Here is a 21,588-nt window from a genome sequence, read left to right as displayed (position 1 = left end):
CGGCACTGATGTCCAGTCTGGCCGATGCAAACGTCCAGTCTGATCTGGACATCGCCCCGTTGTTGTTGCCCGCGCAGGTCTTGCGCAACGACGCCCAAGCCATCAAGGCCGCCCATGAGCTGGCGCAAGTCGCCCGCGTGCAGGCCGCCAAACGCGACCGCCAGCGCAAGTTGCCGTGGTCGGAAATCGAACAGTTCACCCGCAGCGGTCTGGGCAGCATTGCCATCCCGCGCGAATACGGTGGCCCGCAGGTTTCCTTCGTCACATTGGCCGAGGTCTTCGCGATCATTTCCGCCGCCGATCCGGCGCTGGGACAGATCCCGCAGAACCAGTTCGGCATCATCAATCTGGTGCTCGGCAGCGCGACCGAAGAGCAGAAACAACAGCTGTTCCAGAGCGTGCTGGAAGGCTGGCGCATCGGCAATGCCGGCCCTGAGCGCGGCACCAAAAACACTCTGGAACTGAAAGCGCGAATCACCGCAGACGGCGATGACTACGTGATCAACGGCCAGAAGTTCTACTCCACCGGCGCGCTGTTTGCGCACTGGGTCGCAGTCAAGGCGCTCAATGAGGATGACAAGCAAGTGCTGGCCTTCGTCCGTCGCGGTACGCCGGGTCTGCGCATCGTTGATGACTGGTCGGGCTTCGGTCAGCGCACCACCGCCAGTGGCACGATTGTGCTGAACAACGTGCGCGTCGAGTCGAGCCTCGTCGTCGATAACTGGAAGATCAACGAGACGCCCAACACCCAAGGCGCCGTGTCCCAGCTGATCCAGGCTGCCATCGACGCCGGGATCGCCCGTGGCGCCATTGACGACGCCATCGAATTCGTCAAAACCCGCGCCCGTCCGTGGGTCGACGCCAAGGTCGAACGCGCCAGCGATGACCTCTACGTGATTGCCGATATCGGCAAACTGAAAATCGAGCTGCACGCCGCCGAAGCGCTGCTGCGCAAGGCCGGGCAAGTGCTCGATCAGGTACACGCCGCGCCGCTCACCGCCGAGTCCGCCGCCCGCGCCTCGATTGCCGTGGCCGAAGCCAAAGTGCTGACCACCGAGATCTCGCTGCTGGCCAGCGAAAAGCTCTTCGAACTGGCCGGCAGCCGCGCGACCCTCGCCGAATTCAACCTCGACCGCCACTGGCGCAACGCCCGGGTGCACACCCTGCACGACCCGGTGCGCTGGAAATACCACGCGGTCGGCGCCTATCGCCTGAACGGCACTTTGCCGGCTCGCCATTCCTGGATCTGACCAGACCTCTGGAGAAACCTATGCCTTTTTCCCATCCCGTCGCGGTCATCACCAGCGATGAGCAAGCCCTGATCGTTGCCAGCGACCTGGCCGAAGATTTCAAACGTGACAGCGCCATTCGCGACCGTGAACGTCGCCTGCCGCTGCCGGAACTCGACGTGTTTTCCCGCTCGGGCCTGTGGGGCATCAGCGTGCCCAAGGAATACGGTGGCGTCGGTGTGTCCAACGTAACCCTGGCCAAGGTCATCGCCCTGATCGCACAGGCTGACGGCTCTCTCGGGCAGATTCCGCAGAACCATTTCTACGCCCTCGAAGTGCTGCGCGTGAACGGCAGCCACGCGCAGAAACAACGGCTGTACGCCGAGGTATTGGCCGGCCAGCGCTTCGGTAATGCTCTGGCGGAACTGGGCACCAAAACCGCCCACGACCGTGTCACCAGCCTCAAGCGCGATGGCGATGGTTATCGCATCAATGGGCGCAAGTTCTATGCGACCGGCGCAATCTACGCGCAGCGCATTCCAACTTCGGTGGTCGATGAAAACGGCGTGCAGCAACTGGCCTTCGTCCCTCGCGACAGCAAAGGCCTGACCGTAATCGACGACTGGAGCGGCTTCGGCCAGCGCACCACCGGCAGTGGTTCGGTGGTGTTCGAGGACGTGTACGTCGCCGCCGAAGACGTGATCCCGTTCCAGAGCGCCTTCGAACGTCCGACCACCGTTGGCCCGCTGGCGCAGATTCTTCACGCCGCCATCGACACCGGCATCGCCCGCGCCGCCTACGAAGATGCCCTGCACTTCGTTCGTAGCAAAACCCGCCCATGGATCGACTCCGGCAACGACAAAGCCACCGAAGACCCGCTGACACTGAAAAGCTTTGGCCACCTGAGCATTCGCCTTCACGCCACCGAGGCGCTGCTGGAACGCTCCGGCGAATTCCTCGACAAGGCTCAGGCCGAGACCAATGCCGAAACCGTCGCCGCCGCCTCGATTGCCGTGGCTGAAGCGCGGGCCATCAGTACGGAAATCTCCCTCGCCGCCGGCAGCACCTTGTTCGAACTGGCCGGCAGCCAGGCCACCCTGGTCGAGCACGGCCTCGACCGTCACTGGCGCAACGCCCGGGTGCACACCCTGCACGACCCGGTGCGCTGGAAGTATCACGCGGTGGGCAATTACTACCTCAACGATGAAAACCCGCCGCTGCGGGGGACCATCTGATGACGAAGAAAAAAATCCTGCTCAATGCGTTCAACATGAACTGCATCGGCCACATCAACCATGGCTTGTGGACGCATCCGCGTGATACCTCGACGCGCTACAACACCATTGAATACTGGACCGAACTCGCGCAGTTGCTGGAGCGCGGGTTGTTCGACGGCTTGTTCATCGCCGACATCGTTGGCGTGTACGACGTCTATCAAAACTCGGTGGACGTCACCCTGAAAGAGTCGATCCAGTTGCCGGTCAACGATCCTTTGTTGCTGGTTTCGGCGATGGCCGCAGTCACCAAAAACCTCGGCTTCGGCCTGACCGCCAACCTCACTTACGAGCCGCCGTATCTGTTCGCCCGACGCATGTCGACGCTCGATCATTTGAGCCGTGGTCGCGTCGGCTGGAACATCGTAACCGGTTATCTGGACAGCGCCGCCAAAGCCATGGGCCTGCGTGAGCAAGTCGAGCATGACCGTCGCTACGATCAGGCCGAAGAGTACCTGCAAGTGCTCTACAAACTCTGGGAAGGCAGTTGGGAAAACGGTGCGGTGCTCAACGACCGCGAACAGCGCATCTATGCCCAACCGGAAAAAGTGCACAAGGTCGAGCACACGGGCGAGTTCTATCAGGTTGAGGGTTATCACCTCTGCGAACCGTCGCCGCAACGCACGCCGGTGCTGTTTCAGGCGGGCAGTTCCGATCGCGGTCTGCTGTTCGCCGGGCGTCACGCCGAGTGCGTGTTCATCAGTGGCCAGAACAAACCGTCGACCAAGGTTCAGGTGGACAAGGTTCGCGCCAGCGCCGTCGAGGCCGGGCGTAACCCCGAGGACATCAAGGTGTTTATGGGCCTCAACGTGATCGTCGGCGAGACCGAGGAAGCCGCGTGGGCCAAGCACGCCGAGTACCTGAGTTACGCCAGCGCCGAGGCGGGTGTTGCGCATTTCTCGGCGTCCACTGGCATCGACTTTTCGCAGTATGAAATCGACGAACCGATCCAGTACGTGAAGAGCAACGCCATTCAGTCCGCGACCAAGAATCTGCAGAACAACGACTGGACCCGACGCAAATTGCTCGACCAGCACGCCCTCGGCGGGCGCTACATCACCGTGGTGGGTTCGCCGCAGCAGGTGGCGGATGAACTGGAATCGTGGATCGCCGAAACCGGCCTCGATGGTTTCAACCTGACCCGCATTGTCACCCCGGAAAGCTATGTGGATTTCATTGAATTGGTGATTCCTGAGTTGCAACAGCGAGGGTCGTACAAGACCGCGTATGACACCGGCAGCTTGCGCGAGAAGTTGTTTCACGGCGAGGCGCACCTGCCCGTGCAACACACCGGCTCCGCGTTTCGCCGCTAAAAGCATCGCGAGCAGGCTCACTCCTACAGGGGAACGCATTCCGAATGTAGGAGTGAGCCTGCTCGCGATGAAGCCATAACAAACACCACACATTTCATGCACTGACTGGAAAAACCACCATGACCCAGAAACGCCTGTCCCGCCCAGTCAAAGCACTGGCCCTGGCCCTCGGCCTGTTCAGCTCGGCCGTGTTCGCCGCCGACGCTCCGCTGAAAATCGGCACCACCGCCGCCTTCGCCATCCCGCTGGAAGCTGCCGTCGAAGAAGCCAACAAACAGGGCCTGAAAGTCGAACTGGTCGAATTCACCGACTGGATCGCGCCGAACGTCAGCCTCGCCGCCGGCGACATCGACGTGAACTACTTCCAGCACATCCCGTTCCTGGAAAACGCAAAAGCCGCTGCCGGTTTTGATCTGGTGCCATTCGCCCCGGGAATCATCAACAACGTCGGTCTCTACTCAAAGAAATACAAAAGCTTCGACGAGCTGCCCGAAGGCGCCAGCGTCGCCATCGCCAACGACCCGATCAACAGCGGTCGCGGCCTGCAACTGCTGGCCAAGGCTGGTTTGATCACACTGCAACCGGGGGTCGGCTACAAGGCCACCGAAGACGACATCGTCGCCAACCCGAAGAAAATCAAGATCCTCCAAGTCGAAGCCGTGCAACTGGTTCGCGCCTACGACGACGCGGATCTGGTGCAGGGCTACCCCGCCTATATCCGTCTGGCAAAGACGTTCGATGCCGGCTCCGCGTTGCTGTTCGACGGCCTTGATCACAAGGAATACGTGATTCAGTTCGTGATCCAGCCGAAGAGCAAAACCGATCCGCGCCTGATCAAATTCGTCGACATCTATCAGCATTCGCCGGCCGTTCGCGCCGCATTGGACAAGGCCCACGGCAAGCTGTACCAGGCCGGTTGGGAAAGCTAAATGACCGCTGCCATCCAGCGGCGACCGGAAACTCCGGAGCCACACAACGCCGAACGTACAGAACTGCATCCCGAGCTGAACCGCGCCCACGTGCGCTTCATCGGCCTGGGTAAAACCTACAACGGTCGACAAGGCCCGGTCGCCGCCCTGCAAGGCATCGACCTGGCGATCCAGCGCGGTGAAGTGTTCGGCATTATCGGCCGTAGCGGCGCCGGCAAGTCGTCGCTGATCCGCACGATCAATCGCCTGGAGCAACCTACTTCGGGTCGGGTGCTGATTGATCAGGTCGATATCGGCGAATTCGATGAGGACCGTTTGGTCGCCTTGCGTCGACGAATCGGCATGATCTTTCAGCACTTCAATCTGATGTCGGCGAAAACGGTTTGGCAGAACGTCGAACTGCCACTGAAAGTCGCCGGCGTGCCGAAAGAGCAACGCGAGAAAAAGGTTCGCGAACTGCTCGAACTGGTCGGCCTGCAAGCCAAGCACAAGGCCTATCCGGCGCAGCTTTCCGGCGGCCAGAAACAGCGTGTCGGCATCGCCCGCGCCTTGGTTCATGACCCGGATATTTTGCTCTGCGACGAGGCCACTTCCGCGCTCGACCCGGAGACCACACAGTCGATCCTCGGCCTGCTGCGCGAGATCAACAAGCGTCTGGGGCTGACCATTGTGCTGATTACGCACGAGATGGCGGTGATCCGCGAAATCTGCGACCGCGTGGTGGTCTTGGAGCACGGGCACATCGTCGAGCAGGGCCCGGTGTGGGAAGTGTTTGGCAACCCGCAGCATGAGGTCAGCCAGACGTTGCTCGCGCCGCTGCAACACGCGCTGCCGGAAGAGTTGCAGAGCCGCTTGCACGCGCAATCGCCCACCTCCGAGGCAGCTGTTGTCCTCCGTTTGCAATTCACAGGCAGTGCCAGTGATGAGCCTGATCTGGCGGCATTGTTCGCCGCCCTCGGTGGGCGAGTGAAACTGCTCCAGGGCGGTGTGGAGCGGATTCAGGGCCATGCGCTTGGGCAACTGCTGTTGGCGGTGAGCGGATCGGTGGTGAGTGTCGAGCAATTGCGTGAACGTGCCGGGCAATGGGCGCAACGGGTGGAGGTGCTGGGCTATGTGGTTTGAACGTTTGCTGCAAGGTTTTATCGACACATTCCTGATGGTCGGCGTGTCGTCGCTGATTGCATTGCTGGTGGGGATTCCCATGGCGGTGATTCTGGTCACCAGTGACAAAGGCGGGATTTACGAAGCGCCGCTGCTGAACCGTGCCTTGGGCGCATTCGTGAACCTGTTTCGCTCGATCCCGTTTCTGATTCTGATGGTCGCGCTGATTCCGTTCACCCGGATGATCGTCGGCACCACCTACGGCGTGTGGGCCGCTGTGGTGCCGCTGACCATCGCCGCCACGCCATTCTTTGCGCGAATAGCCGAAGTGAGTCTGCGCGAGGTCGATCACGGTCTGATCGAAGCCGCGCAAGCCATGGGTTGCCGGCGCTGGCACATCGTCTGGCATGTGCTGTTGCCGGAAGCACTGCCGGGGATTGTCGGCGGTTTCACCATCACGCTGGTGACGATGATCAACTCCTCGGCCATGGCCGGCGCAATCGGCGCCGGTGGCTTGGGCGACATCGCTTATCGCTACGGCTATCAGCGTTTTGACAGCCAGATCATGCTGACGGTGATTGTGCTGCTGGTGGCGTTGGTCGCGGTGATTCAGTTGGGTGGTGATCGGTTGGCCCGCGTATTAAATAAACGCTGAAGAAGATCAAAAGATCACCCATCTCAATCCTCGATCAGGCTGTCTAGCCAGGCGTATTCAGTTTTGTTTTCGTGCAGCGTTTGCATGCTTTTTGCCGCACAAATCAGGCTGTCGGCATTGTTCGCCGCCAGGTGTGCACGCAGCTTCGGATTGGCGTTGAACAGGTCAACCGCCGCCTGAAGGTCGAGATCGTCGCCGATTCCCAGGTAATCGCTGACACCGATCAAAAAGGCATCGTGTTCATCCGAAAAAGACCTCAGATAATCGACCGTCAAGCCGCCGCGCATGATGGCTTCGGAGACACCGCGCTCCGGATCGTCGTAAACGGTTAACGAATCACAATCCAGCAGACGGCCCAGACGGCCGTCCAGATAGAAGTAATCCGCCGCATTGGGCCCGATGGCCTGGAAACGGTCGATTCTATTGGTGTGCAACATTTCATGGCCCAACGACAGGCTCAATACACCCCGTTTCATGTATTTGCGATTGATGAAAAGCCGACCATGAAAATCTCTTTTGTACATCCAGGCCGCACTATTGCTGTCCGTATCAACTCCGAGGAATTTCTCATCCCCCCAGCTCCCTTGATACTCCTTTGAGAGCACCAGGCCGCGCGCGACAGAATCGGCAAATCGCTGCGTTACGCTCGAGTGCTCGGCGCCAAAGAAGCTTTCGTACACTGCGTCGGCGTCGCGGTATTTCAGGGCAATGGCGTGACCGGCATCAGCGAAGATACCTTCGACCGCTTTCAGCTCCGAGCGAATGATCGCCGCCTGTTCCGGCGAGAACTGCTTCAACCCGCGTGCGACCAGCGTGCCCTCCTGTGCCGCCGTGTACTCGAACGAGTCATCGTTACCGGTATGAACCCGGTTTTTTTGGGCGTAGTCCTTTCTGACATCGCGTATGAGCTGATCTCTATCGATATCAATCACTGTGCCCGGATCGGGCAAAGGCCGGGGCCGTTCGAGTCCCCAGATCTTGCTGCGCGGATCAAAAAACAGCGCCGGACCCAGCGCTGCCGATTCAGAGGCCAGCGCTGCCCGATATTCACCGGCGATGCCGGTTTCCCGAACCAGTACGATCTCGCCGGGCGCGATATCGACGTAATTTCGGTTCTTGAACACCCTGAGGCCCTGAGCATTGGCTGCGGGCAAGTTGGCCGGCGCTCTCAAGCTGTAGCGCTCAAGTGTTTTGATCGTCGGATGCAGGGGCGTGACCTGAGCAGAATGCAACGGAGTAATCATGATGACGGAGGGCGACGGGTCAGCAGGCGAAACCGCCTCCATGCCTGACAGGTCCGCGTCAGGGCGGTGAATCTTCACCGGCGCCCCGTCGCCGGATGGCGTACTGCCGGCTCTTTTACGGGTTGGCGTTGTATCCGTCGAATGACGGAGGGTCGACGAAGTGGAGCCAGGTTTGCGAACAATGCCCATGAAAAATCCTTTTTTTGAGTGAGTCCCCCTGAAGAAAAAAACAGGGCAGACATCGCGACAGTCGTCTATCGCGCAGGCGTCATTACATTCCGGAGCGAACCGCAGAGTGCGGTACATATGTATTGCACAGTCGGTGGGGTTTTATGCTTTGGCGTGAGGAGCGATTCACACCGAAAAGGGAAAATTTCGTACAGGAAAATCAGAGCGCCTACAGGCCTGTTCCCTTTCCTTTGCAGGACATTTTCCTAGATCATTCCGAGCGCTTGCGCCTGCCAAATCCGATGGCGGGTCTCGGCCCGTCACGGCTCATCAGTGATCGGGTTTAGTCGCCCGGATTCTACCGGGCGCACAGCGCCACCTTATCTCAGGTGATTTCTCCTGCCTGAACGTTATGGCGGCTGTGCGCGGGGCACCTTCGGGTATACCGGTTTTCCTATTGACCGGCCTACTACCTGCGTGCAGCCGCCGCCCAATCATTTCCTTTCATGGCGTATATTCGCCAAACCTCAATTGCCCCACGCAGCCCAATCATGAAACAGACCCCCACCGACCTCGAACAGATCACCGCCACCACCCTCGCCCACTACAACTCGGTGGCCGAGGACTTCCGTGAGGGTACCCGCGATCACGATGTCAGCCAGAACATCGACGCGCTCTTGCGGCACATACAGGGTGCAGCGCCGTTCAGCATTCTTGATTTCGGCTGTGGGCCGGGGCGGGATTTGCAGGCGTTCACGCGTATGGGCCACGTCGCGGTCGGCCTCGACGGCTCGGAGAAGTTTGCGCAGATGGCGCGCGAGGACAGCGGCTGTGAAGTGTGGTGCCAGGATTTTCTCAAGCTGGATCTGCCCGAAGAGCGCTTCGACGGGATTTTCGCCAATGCCGTGTTGTTTCATGTGCCGCGACAGGAATTGCCTCGGGTCTTGCAGCAACTGCGCGACACGCTGAAACCCGGTGGCGTGCTGTTCAGCTCCAATCCGCGTGGGGATAACCAGGAAGGCTGGAACGGGCCGCGTTATGGCTCGTATCACGATCTGCAAACGTGGCGCGATTTGTTGAACGCTGCGGGGTTTGTCGAGCTGGAACATTACTTCCGTCCGGCAGGGTTGCCACGCGAACAGCAGCCCTGGCTGGCCAGCGTCTGGCGCAAGGTCTGAGTCAGAGCGAGGTCTGCACCCGATAGTGGCTGACCGTTCCGTCAGGCATGAGCACAGTGATGCTTTCGCCCGGCAAGGTTCGGCCATCCACGTCACGCGCGGCTTGATCGAAGTTGGCCAACAGTCGGGTGCCATCTTCAAAGGACGTCTGCTGAACCCGTCGATCCTCGCTCAACCATTGGAAACCGGTGAGTGCCTGCGTCGCCAGGCGCTCATGCAGCGGGCGGAAGAACGCATCCTGACGCGCAATCAACGGCAAGCGTTGCGCAAGCGTCGCCGCGCTCAGGTGATACAGCGGCGGCACGTTATAGAGCAATTGCGTGAGCTCGTTTTCCACCCTGACATTGCTCAGTTTCAGGCTGTCGAACAGCCAGTGATGACTGGTGATGACCGAACCGTGAAACACCGCCTGGTACAGCGGCAAACGGCTGGCCGGATCAAAGTGAATGCGCCGGTAAGGCTCTTTCATCGGCACGGGTTTGAAGAACACGGCCGGTTGCTCGGGCGGATACCAGTTGCCGGTGAAGTATTCGGAATCGGGATTCTTGCTCATGTCGGCGTCACCCCAACCGATCACCGGCGTCTGCATGCCATGGGCGAACAGCACGCCCTGCGCCGTCGTCGCGTTGCCGTCCTCGGAACCGCTGGGCAGTTGCAGCGTTTCGTTGATCCAGCGTGAGGCCTGAACGTTACCCTCAGCGTTTTGCGCCTGAGTCATGGTCGAACCGGGCCGGTAGCTGTCGAACAGCATGCCAGCAGCATAGGCATCGAGGAACCAGCTGTTGAACCCGGCGGCGGTGCTGATGGCTTTGATGCGTTTCTCCAGCAACGGGCGCACGCAACGTGGATCAGTGTAATGGCCCGACTGCTGAAAGCCGGTTTTGGCCACGCCGCTTTTCAGCACGATGGCGCAGTCCACATTGGCCTTGTCACCCAGGTGCGCGGTGGTCCAGTCGGGGTTCTCGGCACGGCTCAGCGCCGTTTCGTAAGAGTCATACGGCGCGATCAGATACCCCGCCGCCACGCCTGCGCGAACCGCCTCCGGATGCCAGAGCCCGCCCTCCCATCCATCGCCGAGTCCCAGCCACAAGCGCGGCAGCCCGGTGCTCTGCAAATGCTTGAAGGTATCGAGTGACAAGCTGCTGCCCCACTGCTCGGGAGCAGCAGTCAAGGCGCCAGCAAAGTCGGTGGCCAACTGCCCGCGCAATGCGGTGTAGCCGCTGACCAATGCCTGCATGTCCGGCACCGCTCGAGCCTGCCAGGTTTTGCGCGCCTGAGCGGCCAGCGAGCGGTTGAGACCGCGCAACAGCACGGTTTGCTGATAGCTATTGGGCACCGATACGGTGGCGAGCGTCTGCACGGTTTCACGATCCATACCAGCACGCAGCGCAGTGGCAAGCTCAGTCTGTCCACGCAATTTGCCGAGCAGCGCCCGCCAGTTGCGCACATCTTTTTGCCCCAACAGATCATTGCCCCAGAGATAGACATGACTGGCGCCCAGCAACTTGCGCGCCTGTGGGGTTTTTTCGAGCTTGCTGCTCAGGGTTTCGAAACGGCCGTTATCGATCAGCCATTGCCGATAGCGCTTAGCGCCGGCCAACGGATCGGCGTCGCCCAGAAACAGGCTGAAGGTCAGCGGCGTCGACGGTGCGAGTGACGTGAATTGATGCCGCGCCGCCAACGCCAACGCGTCGCCGTCAGCGCTGAACTGCAGTTGGTTGTTGTAAGGATTGCTCAGCAACCAGCTAAGGCTGAAACCCTCGTGCTCGACACCCCACAGCGGCAGGCTCAGATCCTGAGTGCTGTCGAACGCACCCTGATCCACCAGAAACGCCTGCCACAGCGGATCGCCTCGGGGCACGTAATGCCCTTCGGCGAGCGGCCAGATCAGTCCTGTGCCTATCGCACTACCGGGTTGGCGCAGGAATTCCAGATCAGTGGGGTCACGGGCGGTGATCGAGAAGCGCAGGTCACGCTGATCGAGTTCAACGCTGAGCGACCAGGCGCCATCGTCCCATTGCCATTCGAGGCGATTGCCGCGCCTGAGCAACTGGCTGACCTTGTGCGCAGCAACACCCGTCGATGCCTGCACGGTCGCGCTGTCGGCCGGGGTCACACGTACCGCCAGGGTCGCCGGATCGATCTGCACCCGCCATGACGAATTTTCCAGCAGCGTTTCGGCCACCGACGAGGGCGACAGGCACAGGCCGACCATCAGCAGCAGTTGGCGCAGCCAGCAAGCGACAGTCGACATCGGGCGTCCCTCCTCCAAATGGAGGAAGGACGGTAACGCAATCGACCGGAGTTGTAAGTCAGACCGTTCCCAAAGGTGTAACGGGAGCAATCAATGGTTCGATGAGGCTGAGTCCTTCTTCGGCTCGCGAATCTTGTACCAGGCCACGTACAGCGCCGGCAGAAACAACAGCGTCAGCAGCGTCGCAATCACGATCCCGCCAATCATCGCGTAAGCCATCGGCCCCCAGAACACTTCCCGGGCAATCGGGATCATGCCCATGCTGGCTGCCGCCGCCGTCAGCAGAATCGGCCGGCGGCGATGCTCGGTCGCTTCCACCACCGCATCCCACGGGGCCAGGCCCTTCTTCTCGAACTCATCGATCTGCGTCACCAGAATCACCGAGTTGCGGATGATGATGCCGATCAGCGCCAGAATCCCGAGGATCGCCACAAAGCCCATGGGCGTGCCGGTCGGCACCAGCGCCAGCACCACACCGATCAGCCCCAGCGGCGCGACACTCGCCACCAGAAACATCTTCTGCACACTGTGCAACTGGATCATCAGGAAGGTCGCCATCAAAAACAGCATCAATGGCAGCACCTTGGCAATCGGCCCCTGAGCCTTGCCGCTTTCCTCGACCGTACCGCCAGTGGCGACTTTGTAGCCGACCGGCAGTTTTTCGGCGAAGGCATCAATCGACGGCTTGAGGAGTTTCACCAGGTCGGTCGGCTGGATCTCGTCGCGCACCGACGCTTTGATGGTGATGGTCGGCAACCGGTCGCGACGCCACACCAGCGGCTGCTCCAGCTCATAACGCACGGTGGCGAACGCCAGCAACGGAATCGACGTGCCGCCCGGCGTGACGATTTGCAGGTTCTGCAGGGTTTCCGGGGTACCGCGCTCGGCGTTCACTGCGCGGCCGACCACGTTGACCAGATAGATATCGTCATTGACCTGCGTCAGCGGCGCACCACTGACGATGCTGTTCATCAGGTTCGCTACGTCCTCGGACGACAGCCCGAGCTGGCGCGCCTTGTCCTGGGCGATGTCGATGCGCAGGACTTTACCCGGCTCGTTCCAGTCGTAAATGATCTCGCCGATGTGCGGGTTCTTGTCCAGTTCAGTAGCCAGATCAATCGCGTGTTTGCGCACTTGATCGATGTCCTTGCCGCTGACCCGGTACTGGATCGGACGCCCGACCGGCGGGCCCATTTCCAGCGCTTGCACGTAACTGCCGATGCCGACGAAATCCTTGTGCAGGCGTTCACGCAGGCGTTGACTCAGTGCCTCGCGGGCCTCGAAGTCTTTGCTGACGATCACCAGTTGCGCGTAGTACGGGTTTTGCAGTTGCTGGTCGAGGGGCAGGTAGAAACGGATTGCACCCTGACCGATATAGGTGCTCCAACGGACGATGTCCGGGTCGCCTTTAAGGGACTCCTCAAGCTTGTCGACGGCTTTGCGGGTTTCATCTATCGAAGCGTTTTGCGGCAGGTTCAGGTCGACCAGGATTTCCGGGCGATCCGATGACGGGAAGAACTGGTTCTGCACAAAACGCATGCAAAACACTGCCAGCACAAACAGCACAACAGTGATGCCAATCGCCCACCAGCGATTGCGCATGGCCCACAGCAAGCCACCGTTGAACGCCCGCCCGACGCGACCAGGCTCGGCTTCATGGGTTTTTACGTTGGTGCTGAGGATGTGCACACCGATTACCGGAGCAAAGAACACTGCCACCACCCACGACACGAGCATGGCCACCGCAATCACCGCAAACAGGGTGAAGGTGTACTCGCCCGCAGAACTGGCATTCAGACCGATGGGCACGAAACCGGCCACCGTCACCAGCGTACCGGTGAGCATCGGGAATGCCGTCGAGGTGTAGGCGAACGTCGCCGCCTGCTCCCGGGTCTCGCCCATTTCCAGGCGTGTGACCATCATCTCCACGGTGATCATTGCATCGTCGACCAACAGGCCGAGGGCGATGATCAATGCGCCGAGGGAGATCCGTTGCATGGTGATGCCGCTGTATTCCATGAACACAAAGACCATCGCCAGCACCAGCGGGATCGAGCACGCCACCACCAGCCCGGCACGCACGCCGAGGCTGATGAAGCTGACCACCAGGACGATCACCACCGCTTCGAACAAGGCGCTGGTGAAGCCACCGACGGCTTCTTCCACCACCACAGCTTGATCGGACACGGTGTGCACGCCAACGCCGACCGGCAGGTCGGCGGTGACCTGATCGATACGCTCGTGCAGGGCTTTACCGAACGCCTGAACGTTGCCGCCCTTTTGCATGGCTATCGCCAGACCGATCGCCGGTTTGCCGTCGAAGCGGAACTCGGGCGTGGCCGGATCGACGTAACCGCGACTGATATCGGCAATGTCGGCCAGACGATAGAAGCGGTCATTGAGCTTGAGATTGACCTCGGCCAGATCCTTCTCCGAAGCGAACTGCCCCGACGTGCGCACGGAAATCCGCTCCGGCCCGGCCTCGATCACCCCGGCGGGTGTCACCGCGTTCTGCGATTGCAGGCTCTGCACCACCTGACGCTGATCGATGCCCAGCGCCGCCAGTTTGCGCGTGGAAAAGTTCAGGTAAATCACTTCGTCCTGTTGGCCGACCATTTCGATCTTGCCCAGCCCCGGCACATTGCGGATCTCGGCGCGGGCCTGTTCTACATAGTCGCGCAACTGACGCATGGTCAGGCCGTCAGCAGTAAACGCATACACCGAACCGAACACGTCACCGAACTCGTCGTTGAATCCCGGCCCCTGAATCCCCTTGGGAAACTGACCGCGGATGTCATCGATTTTCTTGCGCACCTGGTACCAGATTTCCGGTATGTCCTTGGCGCTGGTGGTGTCGCGCAGATACACGTAAACCGTCGATTCGCCGGGTCGCGTGTAACTTTTCACGTAATCGAGGGAGTCGAGTTCTTCGAGTTTTTTCTCGATGCGGTCAGTGACTTGCTTGAGGGTCTCCTCTTGGGTCGCGCCCGGCCACTTGGTCTGGATCACCATGGTCTTGATGGTGAACGACGGGTCTTCTTCGCGGCCCAGATTGAAGTAAGAAAACACCCCCATCAGCAGTGCAACGAACATCAGATACCAGACGAACGACTGATGTTTGAGGGCCCATTCGGAGAGGTTGAAAGAGCCTTTCATTGACTGTCCTCGTCGAGTTTCACGGCTTGTCCCGGTTTAAGGCTGTTGACGCCTGCAGTGACCACACGCTCGCCGGATTTCACCCCGCCGGCCAGCACCACGCTGCTGTCAGTACGGCTGATCAGGCTGACATCGCGCGGGGCTACGGTTTTGCTCTGCGGATCGATGACCCAGATACGGGTTTTGCCGTCGACCTCTTGCAAGGCTGTCGCCGGCAGTTCGAGGCGCGGCTTGATCGCCGAACTGAGGGTCACGCTGATCGCCGTGCCGAGGCGAAACCCCGGTGGAGTTTCAGCCAGGGTCAGTCGTGCGCGACGAGTGCGCGTCGCGCTTTGCGCCTGCGGTTCGATTTCGCGGATGATCGCCGTGGTGTTGATGCTCGGGTCGAGTTGCCCGGCGACCAGAAACACCACGTCGGAGGGAATCTGATCGACCAGCGTGTCCGGTAGATCGATGACCGCTTCCTTGATGTCCGGTTGCGCCAGCGTCACCACTTGCTGGCCGGCGGTGACCACTTGCCCGGCTTCGGCGTTCCACGCGGTAACCACGGCTTTGTGGTCAGAGCGCAACTGGGTGTAGTCGAGTTGATCCTTGCTCTGATTGACCGCCGCCCGCGCCTGCTCCAACGAGGCCTGGGTGGTTTTCAGATCCGTGGTGGCGATGTCCAGTTGCGCCTGCGCGCCAACGCCGCGATCAAACAACGCCTGCTGACGCCGGGCGTTGGCCTGAGCATTGATCAGTTGCGCCTGAACCCTGGCCAGATCGCCCTGGGCCGAACGCAACTGGTTCTGCTGATCGGACGGGTCGAGCGTGGCGAGCAATGTGCCCTTTTGCACTTCGGCACCGACATCGACATTACGGCTGGCAATCCGCCCGCCCACGCGAAAACCGGTGTTGCTCTCGTAACGTGCCTGGATGCTGCCGGCGAAGCGCCCGAGAGTTTCTTCGTTCAGCGCCTCGACCTTGACCGACAGCACCGGACGTACCGGCTCCGGTGGCGGCTCGCTTTTCGAACAGGCCGCGAGCATCACGGCAATGGACAACAGCCCCAGACGCTTCATGGCTGTGCTCCCGGTTGCAGATCCTTGTAGGTGTTTTCGGCGATCTCGACCTTCATGCCCGGGTGCAGCAACTGCCCGCCTGCCACGATGACTTTTTCCCCGCCCTTGAGGCCTTCACTGATGATGACTTTGCCAATCAGGTAGCGGCTGACAGTGACGTTGTGCAGTTGTGCTTCACCTTTGTCGTCAACCATCCACACCGCCGGGTCACTGATGTTTTTGGTCAGCGCCGACCACGGCAACTCAACCGCCGACTTGCCGCTGCCCTTGGCCGTGGCACTGACCACCGAACCGAGCTGCATGCCCGGCGGCAGTTTGTCGAGGGTGACTTTGACTTGCACGGTGCCGGACTGCGCGGACACCGCAGGCGTGATTTCGCGCACGGTGCCGGTGGTTTTGATGTTGGGGTCATCGAGCAGGCTGACCACAATCGAGCGATCCGCCGGCCGCTCGGCGAGCAGCGATTCGTAAACGTTGAACACCGCGTCACGGTCGCCGTCCCGGGCCAGGCTGAAAATCGGTGCGGTGGCCTGCACCACTTGGCCGACTTCAGCCTGACGTTCAGTGATCACACCCGGTGCATCGGCAATCAGCGAGGTGTAACTGAGTTGATCCTTGGCATTGGCCAGTTGCGCCTGCGCCGCGCTCAATGCGCTTTGGCTACTGCGCAACGCTGCCTGGGCGGAATCGTATTCGCTCTGGCTGGTGTAACCCTTGGGCAACAGTTTTTGCTGGCGCACGAACGCCGCGGCAGTCTGCTTGACCCGCGCCTGTTCGGCGACAACCTGGGCCTGAGCCGAGTCAACGTTGGTCTGCAAATCCTTGGGATCGAGTTTGGCGAGCACTTGTCTGGCGGTCACGCGGTCACCGACATCGACCATGCGCTGAATGATCTTGCCGCCGACGCGGAACGACAATTCAGTCTCCACGCGCGCCTGCACATCACCGGTGAGAGTCACGGCAGCCGCGTAGTCCGCTGGCTTGACCTCTTGCACGAAGACCCGCGGCAGGTACTCCTGAGGGGCCTTTTTCTCGCCGCAGGCGCTCAGCAATGTGAACAGACTCAGCATGACCGCTGTTTTCAATCCGGGACTCGCCATGCAGACTCCTTCCTGTGTACGAACGTGCAAGTGACGATACGACTGTGAGCTTAGAACAGGGTTCAACGTTCGCTCGCCTGATGCTGCATTTACCCCGGTAGGCGCTGCCGCAGGCTGCGTTTTTTTGCTGGTAAAGACCAAGATCAAAAGATCGCAGCCTGCGGCAGCTCCTACAATGCGACCGTTCCCACGCCCCGCGTGGAAGCGATCCGGAGAAGGATTTTCATGCTCAAGACCCTCGCGGTGGCCAATTACCGCTCGATCAATAAATTGGTAATCCCGCTGGGCCGGCTGAACCTGATCACCGGCCCCAACGGCAGCGGCAAGTCCAACCTCTATCGGGCCTTGCGCCTGTTGGCGGAGACCGCACAGGGCGGCGTGGTTAATGCGCTGGCCCGTGAGGGCGGGCTGGACTCGACGTTCTGGGCCGGGCCGGAAACCATCAGCCGGCGCATGCGCAATGGTGAGGTGGCGATCGAGCCGAGCGTACGCCAGGGCGTCAAACGGTTGCGCCTGGGTTTTGCCGGGGAGGATTTCAGCTATTCGATTGCCTTGGGGTTACCTGACTCCAATGGCCATTTCATGCTGCCCGGTGACAGCGTGCCTACCCCCTCGCGCTTTAGTCTCGATCCGCAGATCAAGCGCGAATGCATCTGGGCCGGGCCCTTTTACCGCCCGGCCAGTCTGCTGGTGGATCGCGACGGGCCGATGATCCGCGCTCGGGCCGAACGTAAATGGGATGTGCTGGCGCAACACACGCCAAACTTCGACAGCCTGTTCGATCAGGTCGGCAGCTTGCGCAGCTCACCGGAAGTGTTCCAGATGCGCGAGTTCATCCGCCGCTGGCGCTTCTACGATCACTTTCGCAGCGACGCCGACGCGCCAGTGCGTCAGCCTCAACTGGGTACGCGCACGCCGGTGCTGCATCACGATGGCCGCGATCTGGCGGCGGCGTTGCAGACCATCCGTGAGATTGGAGATCCAGAGGCATTGCAGGCGGCGATAAGCGATGCGTTTCCCGGCGCACGGCTAAACATCGCGCCGCTGCCCGGTGGACGCTTTGCCATCGAGTTTTATCAGGAAGGGTTGTTGCGACCGCTGTCGGCGGCAGAGCTGTCGGATGGCACGTTGCGCTATCTGCTGCTGATCGCCGCACTGCTGACGCCACGACCGCCGTCGCTGATGGTGCTGAACGAACCGGAAACCAGTCTGCATCCGGATCTGTTGCCGGCGCTGGCGCGGTTGATCATTCGCGCGTCGCAGGAGTGTCAGGTGTGGGTGGTGTCCCATGCGCGGCGGTTGATTTCGGCGTTGCAGGAAGACCCGGAGTGCAACTGCATCGTGTTGGAGAAGACCCTCGGCCAGACCGGGATTGTCGGGCAACGGGTGCTGGATGAGCCGGCGTGGCATTGGCCTGACTGAGCGGTGCCTGAACGAGCGCTTTCGCGAGCAGGCTCGCTCCCACAGTTGATCGCATTTCAATGTGGGAGCGAGCCTGCTCGCGAAGGCAGTAGCAGAGTCACCTCTGAATCAAGGGATCACCCCTGCCACTTCCCGCCTTCAACAATCACGCTCTCAGGCTTGGTGTCATCGCTCAGCTCTTTACGCACATATTGGTCGTAAAGCTTGAGCAGATACTTCTCTTCACCCAGTTTGGCCAATTCGCTATTCACCCAGTCACGCAACTCGATGTTGCCCTTCTTCACCGCCGGCGCAATCGGCGCTTCGGCCCCGAGCTTTTCATCCAGCACGCGATAGCCCGGGTTCTGCTTGGCCCAGCTGAACAGCACCAGATTGTCCTGCGCGTAGGCATCGCCACGACCATTGGCCAAGGCTTGCAGCGATTCGGAGTTTTTCTCGAACTTCAGCAGCTTCCAGTCCGGGTGATTCTTGGTCAGCCAGATGTCAGCCGTAGTGCCTGTGGTGACGATGGTGGTGCGAGTCGCCAGGTCATCAAGGTCTTTCACCGCGCTGTTCTGCGGCACCAGCGCCTGCACCGCTACCTTGAGGTTCGGGTTGGTGAATTCCACCGCTTCCTTGCGCTCTGGGGTCACGGTCATGTTGGCGAGGATCAGGTCGACCTTGTCGCTTTGCAGGAAAGGAATGCGGCTGGCCGGTTCCACTGCGATGAACTCGACCTTGTTCTCGTCGCCCAGCAGATCCTTGGCGAGTTGGCGGCCGATGTCGGTGTCAAAACCCACATAGCGCCCAGCCTCATCGACGAAACCGAACGGCGGCTTGTCGGTGAAAACGCCGACGATCAGTTTGTCGCGGGCCTTGATCTTGTCCAGATAACCGGAGGGCGCGGTGCTTTCGCTGGCAACTTTGGGCTTTGGCGGTTCTTCGGTTTTATTGCAGCCGGCGAGCAAGGCGAGGCTGAGCAGAGGCAGTAAAAAAGCGGAAGTTTTCATAGCAGTTCCAGTTCCTTTGTCGGATTCGTTTCTGGCAGTGTTGCAACGAAGGAGAACTTCTCCAGGAACTGCTGCGCGCGTGCGGTTTGCGGGTTCGTAAAGAAAATCTCGGGCGGGGCCTGTTCCAGGATGCGCCCGGCATCCATGAACACGATGCGGTCGGCCACCGCGCGGGCGAAGGCCATTTCATGGGTGACGATCAACAGGGTCATGCCCTCGCGGGCCAGGCCCTGAATGACTTGCAGTACTTCCTTGACCATCTCCGGGTCAAGGGCGGCGGTGACCTCGTCAAAGAGCATCACTCGCGGGTTCATGCACAACGAACGGACGATGGCGATGCGTTGCTGCTGGCCGCCGGAGAGCTGCCTTGGAAACGCATCACGCTTGTCCGCCAGACCCACGCGTTCAAGCAAGGCTTCGGCTTGTTGCTGCGCTTCGCGGCGTTCACGCTTCTGCACCTTGAGCGGGCCGAGCAGCAAGTTGTCGAGCACGCTCATGTGCGGAAACAGGTGATAACTCTGGAACACCATGCCGATCTGCTGACGCACTTCGCGCCAGTCGGTGGCCTTGTTCAGCAGCTCGCGCCCGGCAAATTTCAGACTGCCACTGTGAGCGCTTTCGAGGCCGTTGAGGCAACGCAGCAAAGTACTTTTGCCGCAGCCGCTGGGGCCGAGGATGACGATGACTTCGCCTGACTGAACTTGCAGGTCGATACCGTTGAGCACCTGCTGCTCGCCGTAGAATTTGTTGAAACCGTGAAACTCGATCAATGCACTCATGCTTGCGTCCAGCGCCGCTCCAGCACGCGCGAAGCGGCCGAGAGCGGGTAGCAGATGAAAAAGAAAAACAGGAACAGCGCGCCGTAGATCAGCACCGATTCGTAAGTGCGCTCGATGATCTGCTGGCCGACCTTGATCACGTCGACCACGCCAATCAGCACCGCCAGCGAACTGGTTTTGATGATCCGGGTGTAGACGTTGATGGTCGGCGGCGTCATGCGCTTCAACGCTTGCGGCAGCAGCACGTAACCGAACAACTGCGGGGCGTTCAGGCCAATCGACAGCCCCGCCTCACGCTGCCCGCGTGGCAACGAATGCAACGCGCCGCGCGCCACTTCACCGACTTCACTGGCGCCCCACAACGACAGCACCAGCACCGCACACCAGAAGCTCGGCAGGCTCACGCCAAAGAAAATCGGCAAGCCGAAAAACAGCAGGTATAGCCAGACCAGCACCGGGATCGCCCGGAACAGCTCCAGATAGACACGCAAAATCGCGTTCAGCCAGGTCACGTTAAGCGTGCGCAACACGCCGTAGAGCACACCGCCAATGGTGCTGATGGCGATACTCAGAAAGGAGATCGACAGGGTTTGCCCGGCACCTTTTGCCAGTTGCGGCAACGATACCCAGAGCAACTCAAGACCCGAACTGGCCATGCTGGAGCCTCCTTTCCAGACGGCTGAGCAACAGCGACAGCGGCAAGAACAACAGCACGCAAATCAGTGTCAGCACGGCGAGCATTTCGTAGGTTTTGTAATAGAGCGCGATGTAGCTCTTGGTGGTGTAGAGGATTTCCGGCACGGCCACCGCCGAGACCACGGTGGTTTCCTTGAGCAGGAAAATGAAATTGGCGAACAGCGACGGCAGGCTGAGGATCCCCGCTTGCGGCAGGATCACGTAGCGCAGCAATTGACCATGAGACAGGCCGATGGAGCGCCCCGATTCCAGTTGCGCCTGCGGCACCGCATCGACGCCGGCACGCAGCACTTCGGTGAGGTAGGCGCCGCCGAGAAAGGTCATGGTGATGATCGCGGCGCTGAAGCCGGAGACTTTGATCCCCAGCGCCGGCAAGGCGAAATAAACGAAGAACAACTGGATCAGCAGCGGCGTGTTGCGCGCCAGCTCGACGTAGAGGCCGACGGCGCGCTGCAAGTAAGGTGTGCGAAACACCAGAATCGTCGCATTGAGCAGCGCCACCAGCAGTGAGGTGCCGATGGCGATCAAACCGACCTGCAGCGTCACGCCCACGGCTTTGAGAAACGCCGGCAGGGTACTCAGGATAAAAGCGTAATCGAAGGTCATGAGCTTCCTGGACGCCGCTCGGTAAGCGACGGTGATGCAGTCCATGGACAGCGGATAAATGTCCGGCAGGAAGTAACCTTATAGGTATAAAAAACAGAATTTAAATACCGTTAAAGCATATTGATATCACCCAAAAAACTATCTTGTGGGTTTGCCGGGAAGGAATAAGAAAGCTATTTTCCTTTTCGCTGTAGGAAGGATCTTTTTTTCATGAAAGCCCTCCAAGGACGAACAGCTTTTGGCCAGACTCCCCCGGCCAAACCATTACAAGGAAGACAACATGGACGTAAAAGCGCCGCAGCGACTGGATCCGCAGGACATTGTGAAATTGCTTATGGCGTTGCGCCGGGCGTTGAAGGCCCAGGTGGCCTGAGTCACCGACAAGATCAAGAGATCGCAGCCTTCGGCAGCGCCTACAGAAGATCGCATTCCCC

At 60.3% G+C, this 21,588-nt stretch carries 17 protein-coding genes; 8 read left to right on the top strand and 9 right to left on the bottom strand.

Going from position 1 to position 21,588, the window contains the following annotated elements:
• The first annotated feature begins 8 nt into the window (after nt 1-8).
• The 6 genes from PSH79_RS01075 (at nt 9) to PSH79_RS01050 (ending at nt 6,501) form a co-directional block, all read left to right on the top strand.
• The gene (locus PSH79_RS01075) at nt 9-1,250 is read left to right on the top strand and encodes an SfnB family sulfur acquisition oxidoreductase (RefSeq protein WP_305440820.1); all 1,242 of its coding nucleotides are present in this window, start codon (nt 9-11) and stop codon (nt 1,248-1,250) included.
• Nucleotides 1,251-1,270: 20 nt separating this feature from the next.
• Complete coding sequence (locus PSH79_RS01070; RefSeq protein ID WP_305440819.1) at nt 1,271-2,464, top strand: SfnB family sulfur acquisition oxidoreductase; 1,194 nt, start codon at nt 1,271-1,273, stop codon at nt 2,462-2,464.
• Nucleotides 2,464-3,816: an LLM class flavin-dependent oxidoreductase gene (locus PSH79_RS01065; RefSeq protein WP_305440818.1), complete on the top strand. Its 1,353-nt coding sequence runs from the start codon at nt 2,464-2,466 to the stop codon at nt 3,814-3,816. Before PSH79_RS01070 ends, PSH79_RS01065 begins: the two co-directional genes overlap by 1 nt.
• A gap of 119 nt (nt 3,817-3,935) precedes the next feature.
• Nucleotides 3,936-4,745, top strand: coding sequence for a MetQ/NlpA family ABC transporter substrate-binding protein (locus PSH79_RS01060; protein ID WP_305440817.1), 810 nt, complete (start codon nt 3,936-3,938; stop codon nt 4,743-4,745).
• A complete protein-coding gene (locus PSH79_RS01055) occupies nt 4,746-5,867 on the top strand; it encodes a methionine ABC transporter ATP-binding protein (RefSeq protein ID WP_305440815.1) in 1,122 nt (373 codons plus the stop codon). It begins immediately after the preceding gene.
• Nucleotides 5,857-6,501 carry a methionine ABC transporter permease gene (locus PSH79_RS01050; RefSeq protein ID WP_305440814.1) on the top strand — a complete coding sequence of 215 codons (645 nt, stop codon included), beginning with the start codon at nt 5,857-5,859 and terminating at the stop codon, nt 6,499-6,501. The genes PSH79_RS01055 and PSH79_RS01050 overlap by 11 nt, the downstream gene beginning before the upstream one ends.
• 23 nt (nt 6,502-6,524) lie before the next feature.
• Here PSH79_RS01050 and PSH79_RS01045 read toward each other — a convergent pair whose 3' ends face one another.
• A complete protein-coding gene (locus PSH79_RS01045) occupies nt 6,525-7,934 on the bottom strand; it encodes a hypothetical protein (RefSeq protein ID WP_305440813.1) in 1,410 nt (469 codons plus the stop codon).
• Nucleotides 7,935-8,464: 530 nt separating this feature from the next.
• On the opposite strand from PSH79_RS01045, the gene PSH79_RS01040 reads away from it, so the two are divergent.
• Nucleotides 8,465-9,091, top strand: a complete 627-nt coding sequence (locus PSH79_RS01040; protein ID WP_305440812.1) for a bifunctional 2-polyprenyl-6-hydroxyphenol methylase/3-demethylubiquinol 3-O-methyltransferase UbiG — start codon at nt 8,465-8,467, stop codon at nt 9,089-9,091.
• Between the two features lies 1 nt (nt 9,092).
• Here PSH79_RS01040 and PSH79_RS01035 read toward each other — a convergent pair whose 3' ends face one another.
• From PSH79_RS01035 to PSH79_RS01020, 4 genes are all read right to left on the bottom strand, one after another.
• Entirely contained in the window at nt 9,093-11,345 is a 2,253-nt protein-coding gene (locus PSH79_RS01035) for a glycoside hydrolase (RefSeq protein WP_305440811.1), read from the bottom strand.
• Nucleotides 11,346-11,435: 90 nt separating this feature from the next.
• The gene (locus tag PSH79_RS01030; RefSeq protein ID WP_305440810.1) at nt 11,436-14,501 is read right to left on the bottom strand and encodes an efflux RND transporter permease subunit; all 3,066 of its coding nucleotides are present in this window, start codon (nt 14,499-14,501) and stop codon (nt 11,436-11,438) included.
• The gene (locus tag PSH79_RS01025; protein ID WP_305440808.1) at nt 14,498-15,562 is read right to left on the bottom strand and encodes an efflux RND transporter periplasmic adaptor subunit; all 1,065 of its coding nucleotides are present in this window, start codon (nt 15,560-15,562) and stop codon (nt 14,498-14,500) included. Before PSH79_RS01025 ends, PSH79_RS01030 begins: the two co-directional genes overlap by 4 nt.
• The gene (locus tag PSH79_RS01020) at nt 15,559-16,662 is read right to left on the bottom strand and encodes an efflux RND transporter periplasmic adaptor subunit (RefSeq protein ID WP_305440806.1); all 1,104 of its coding nucleotides are present in this window, start codon (nt 16,660-16,662) and stop codon (nt 15,559-15,561) included. The genes PSH79_RS01025 and PSH79_RS01020 overlap by 4 nt, the downstream gene beginning before the upstream one ends.
• A gap of 225 nt (nt 16,663-16,887) precedes the next feature.
• Between PSH79_RS01020 and PSH79_RS01015 the strand changes: the two genes are divergently transcribed.
• Nucleotides 16,888-18,084, top strand: coding sequence for an AAA family ATPase (locus tag PSH79_RS01015; RefSeq protein ID WP_305440805.1), 1,197 nt, complete (start codon nt 16,888-16,890; stop codon nt 18,082-18,084).
• Nucleotides 18,085-18,200: 116 nt separating this feature from the next.
• Here PSH79_RS01015 and PSH79_RS01010 read toward each other — a convergent pair whose 3' ends face one another.
• Genes PSH79_RS01010 through PSH79_RS00995 form a run of 4 tightly spaced genes read right to left on the bottom strand, consistent with a single transcriptional unit; the run spans nt 18,201 to nt 21,154 of the window.
• Nucleotides 18,201-19,073 carry a transporter substrate-binding domain-containing protein gene (locus tag PSH79_RS01010; protein ID WP_305440804.1) on the bottom strand — a complete coding sequence of 291 codons (873 nt, stop codon included), beginning with the start codon at nt 19,071-19,073 and terminating at the stop codon, nt 18,201-18,203.
• A complete protein-coding gene (locus tag PSH79_RS01005) occupies nt 19,070-19,852 on the bottom strand; it encodes an amino acid ABC transporter ATP-binding protein (protein WP_305440803.1) in 783 nt (260 codons plus the stop codon). Before PSH79_RS01005 ends, PSH79_RS01010 begins: the two co-directional genes overlap by 4 nt.
• Nucleotides 19,849-20,508 (bottom strand): amino acid ABC transporter permease, encoded by a 660-nt coding sequence (locus PSH79_RS01000; RefSeq protein WP_095190539.1) that lies wholly within the window; start codon nt 20,506-20,508, stop codon nt 19,849-19,851. The genes PSH79_RS01005 and PSH79_RS01000 overlap by 4 nt, the downstream gene beginning before the upstream one ends.
• A complete protein-coding gene (locus tag PSH79_RS00995; RefSeq protein ID WP_100846606.1) occupies nt 20,489-21,154 on the bottom strand; it encodes an amino acid ABC transporter permease in 666 nt (221 codons plus the stop codon). Before PSH79_RS00995 ends, PSH79_RS01000 begins: the two co-directional genes overlap by 20 nt.
• Nucleotides 21,155-21,588: the final 434 nt, after the last annotated feature.

The sequence above is a fragment of the Pseudomonas sp. FP2196 genome (assembly GCF_030687715.1).
Classification (GTDB): Bacteria; Pseudomonadota; Gammaproteobacteria; order Pseudomonadales; family Pseudomonadaceae; genus Aquipseudomonas.
This window is presented reverse-complemented; position numbering and strand designations above follow the sequence as displayed.

What these genes read in the sequence shown, in the direction of transcription:
- PSH79_RS01075 (WP_305440820.1), top strand. Translation starts at nt 9, where the DNA reads ATGTCCAGTCTGGCCGATGCAAACGTCCAGTCTGATCTGGACATCGCC.
- PSH79_RS01070 (WP_305440819.1), top strand. Translation starts at nt 1,271, where the DNA reads ATGCCTTTTTCCCATCCCGTCGCGGTCATCACCAGCGATGAGCAAGCC.
- PSH79_RS01065 (WP_305440818.1), top strand. Translation starts at nt 2,464, where the DNA reads ATGACGAAGAAAAAAATCCTGCTCAATGCGTTCAACATGAACTGCATC.
- PSH79_RS01060 (WP_305440817.1), top strand. Translation starts at nt 3,936, where the DNA reads ATGACCCAGAAACGCCTGTCCCGCCCAGTCAAAGCACTGGCCCTGGCC.
- PSH79_RS01055 (WP_305440815.1), top strand. Translation starts at nt 4,746, where the DNA reads ATGACCGCTGCCATCCAGCGGCGACCGGAAACTCCGGAGCCACACAAC.
- PSH79_RS01050 (WP_305440814.1), top strand. Translation starts at nt 5,857, where the DNA reads ATGTGGTTTGAACGTTTGCTGCAAGGTTTTATCGACACATTCCTGATG.
- PSH79_RS01045 (WP_305440813.1), bottom strand. Translation starts at nt 7,934, where the DNA reads ATGGGCATTGTTCGCAAACCTGGCTCCACTTCGTCGACCCTCCGTCAT.
- PSH79_RS01040 (WP_305440812.1), top strand. Translation starts at nt 8,465, where the DNA reads ATGAAACAGACCCCCACCGACCTCGAACAGATCACCGCCACCACCCTC.
- PSH79_RS01035 (WP_305440811.1), bottom strand. Translation starts at nt 11,345, where the DNA reads ATGTCGACTGTCGCTTGCTGGCTGCGCCAACTGCTGCTGATGGTCGGC.
- PSH79_RS01030 (WP_305440810.1), bottom strand. Translation starts at nt 14,501, where the DNA reads ATGAAAGGCTCTTTCAACCTCTCCGAATGGGCCCTCAAACATCAGTCG.
- PSH79_RS01025 (WP_305440808.1), bottom strand. Translation starts at nt 15,562, where the DNA reads ATGAAGCGTCTGGGGCTGTTGTCCATTGCCGTGATGCTCGCGGCCTGT.
- PSH79_RS01020 (WP_305440806.1), bottom strand. Translation starts at nt 16,662, where the DNA reads ATGGCGAGTCCCGGATTGAAAACAGCGGTCATGCTGAGTCTGTTCACA.
- PSH79_RS01015 (WP_305440805.1), top strand. Translation starts at nt 16,888, where the DNA reads ATGCTCAAGACCCTCGCGGTGGCCAATTACCGCTCGATCAATAAATTG.
- PSH79_RS01010 (WP_305440804.1), bottom strand. Translation starts at nt 19,073, where the DNA reads ATGAAAACTTCCGCTTTTTTACTGCCTCTGCTCAGCCTCGCCTTGCTC.
- PSH79_RS01005 (WP_305440803.1), bottom strand. Translation starts at nt 19,852, where the DNA reads ATGAGTGCATTGATCGAGTTTCACGGTTTCAACAAATTCTACGGCGAG.
- PSH79_RS01000 (WP_095190539.1), bottom strand. Translation starts at nt 20,508, where the DNA reads ATGGCCAGTTCGGGTCTTGAGTTGCTCTGGGTATCGTTGCCGCAACTG.
- PSH79_RS00995 (WP_100846606.1), bottom strand. Translation starts at nt 21,154, where the DNA reads ATGACCTTCGATTACGCTTTTATCCTGAGTACCCTGCCGGCGTTTCTC.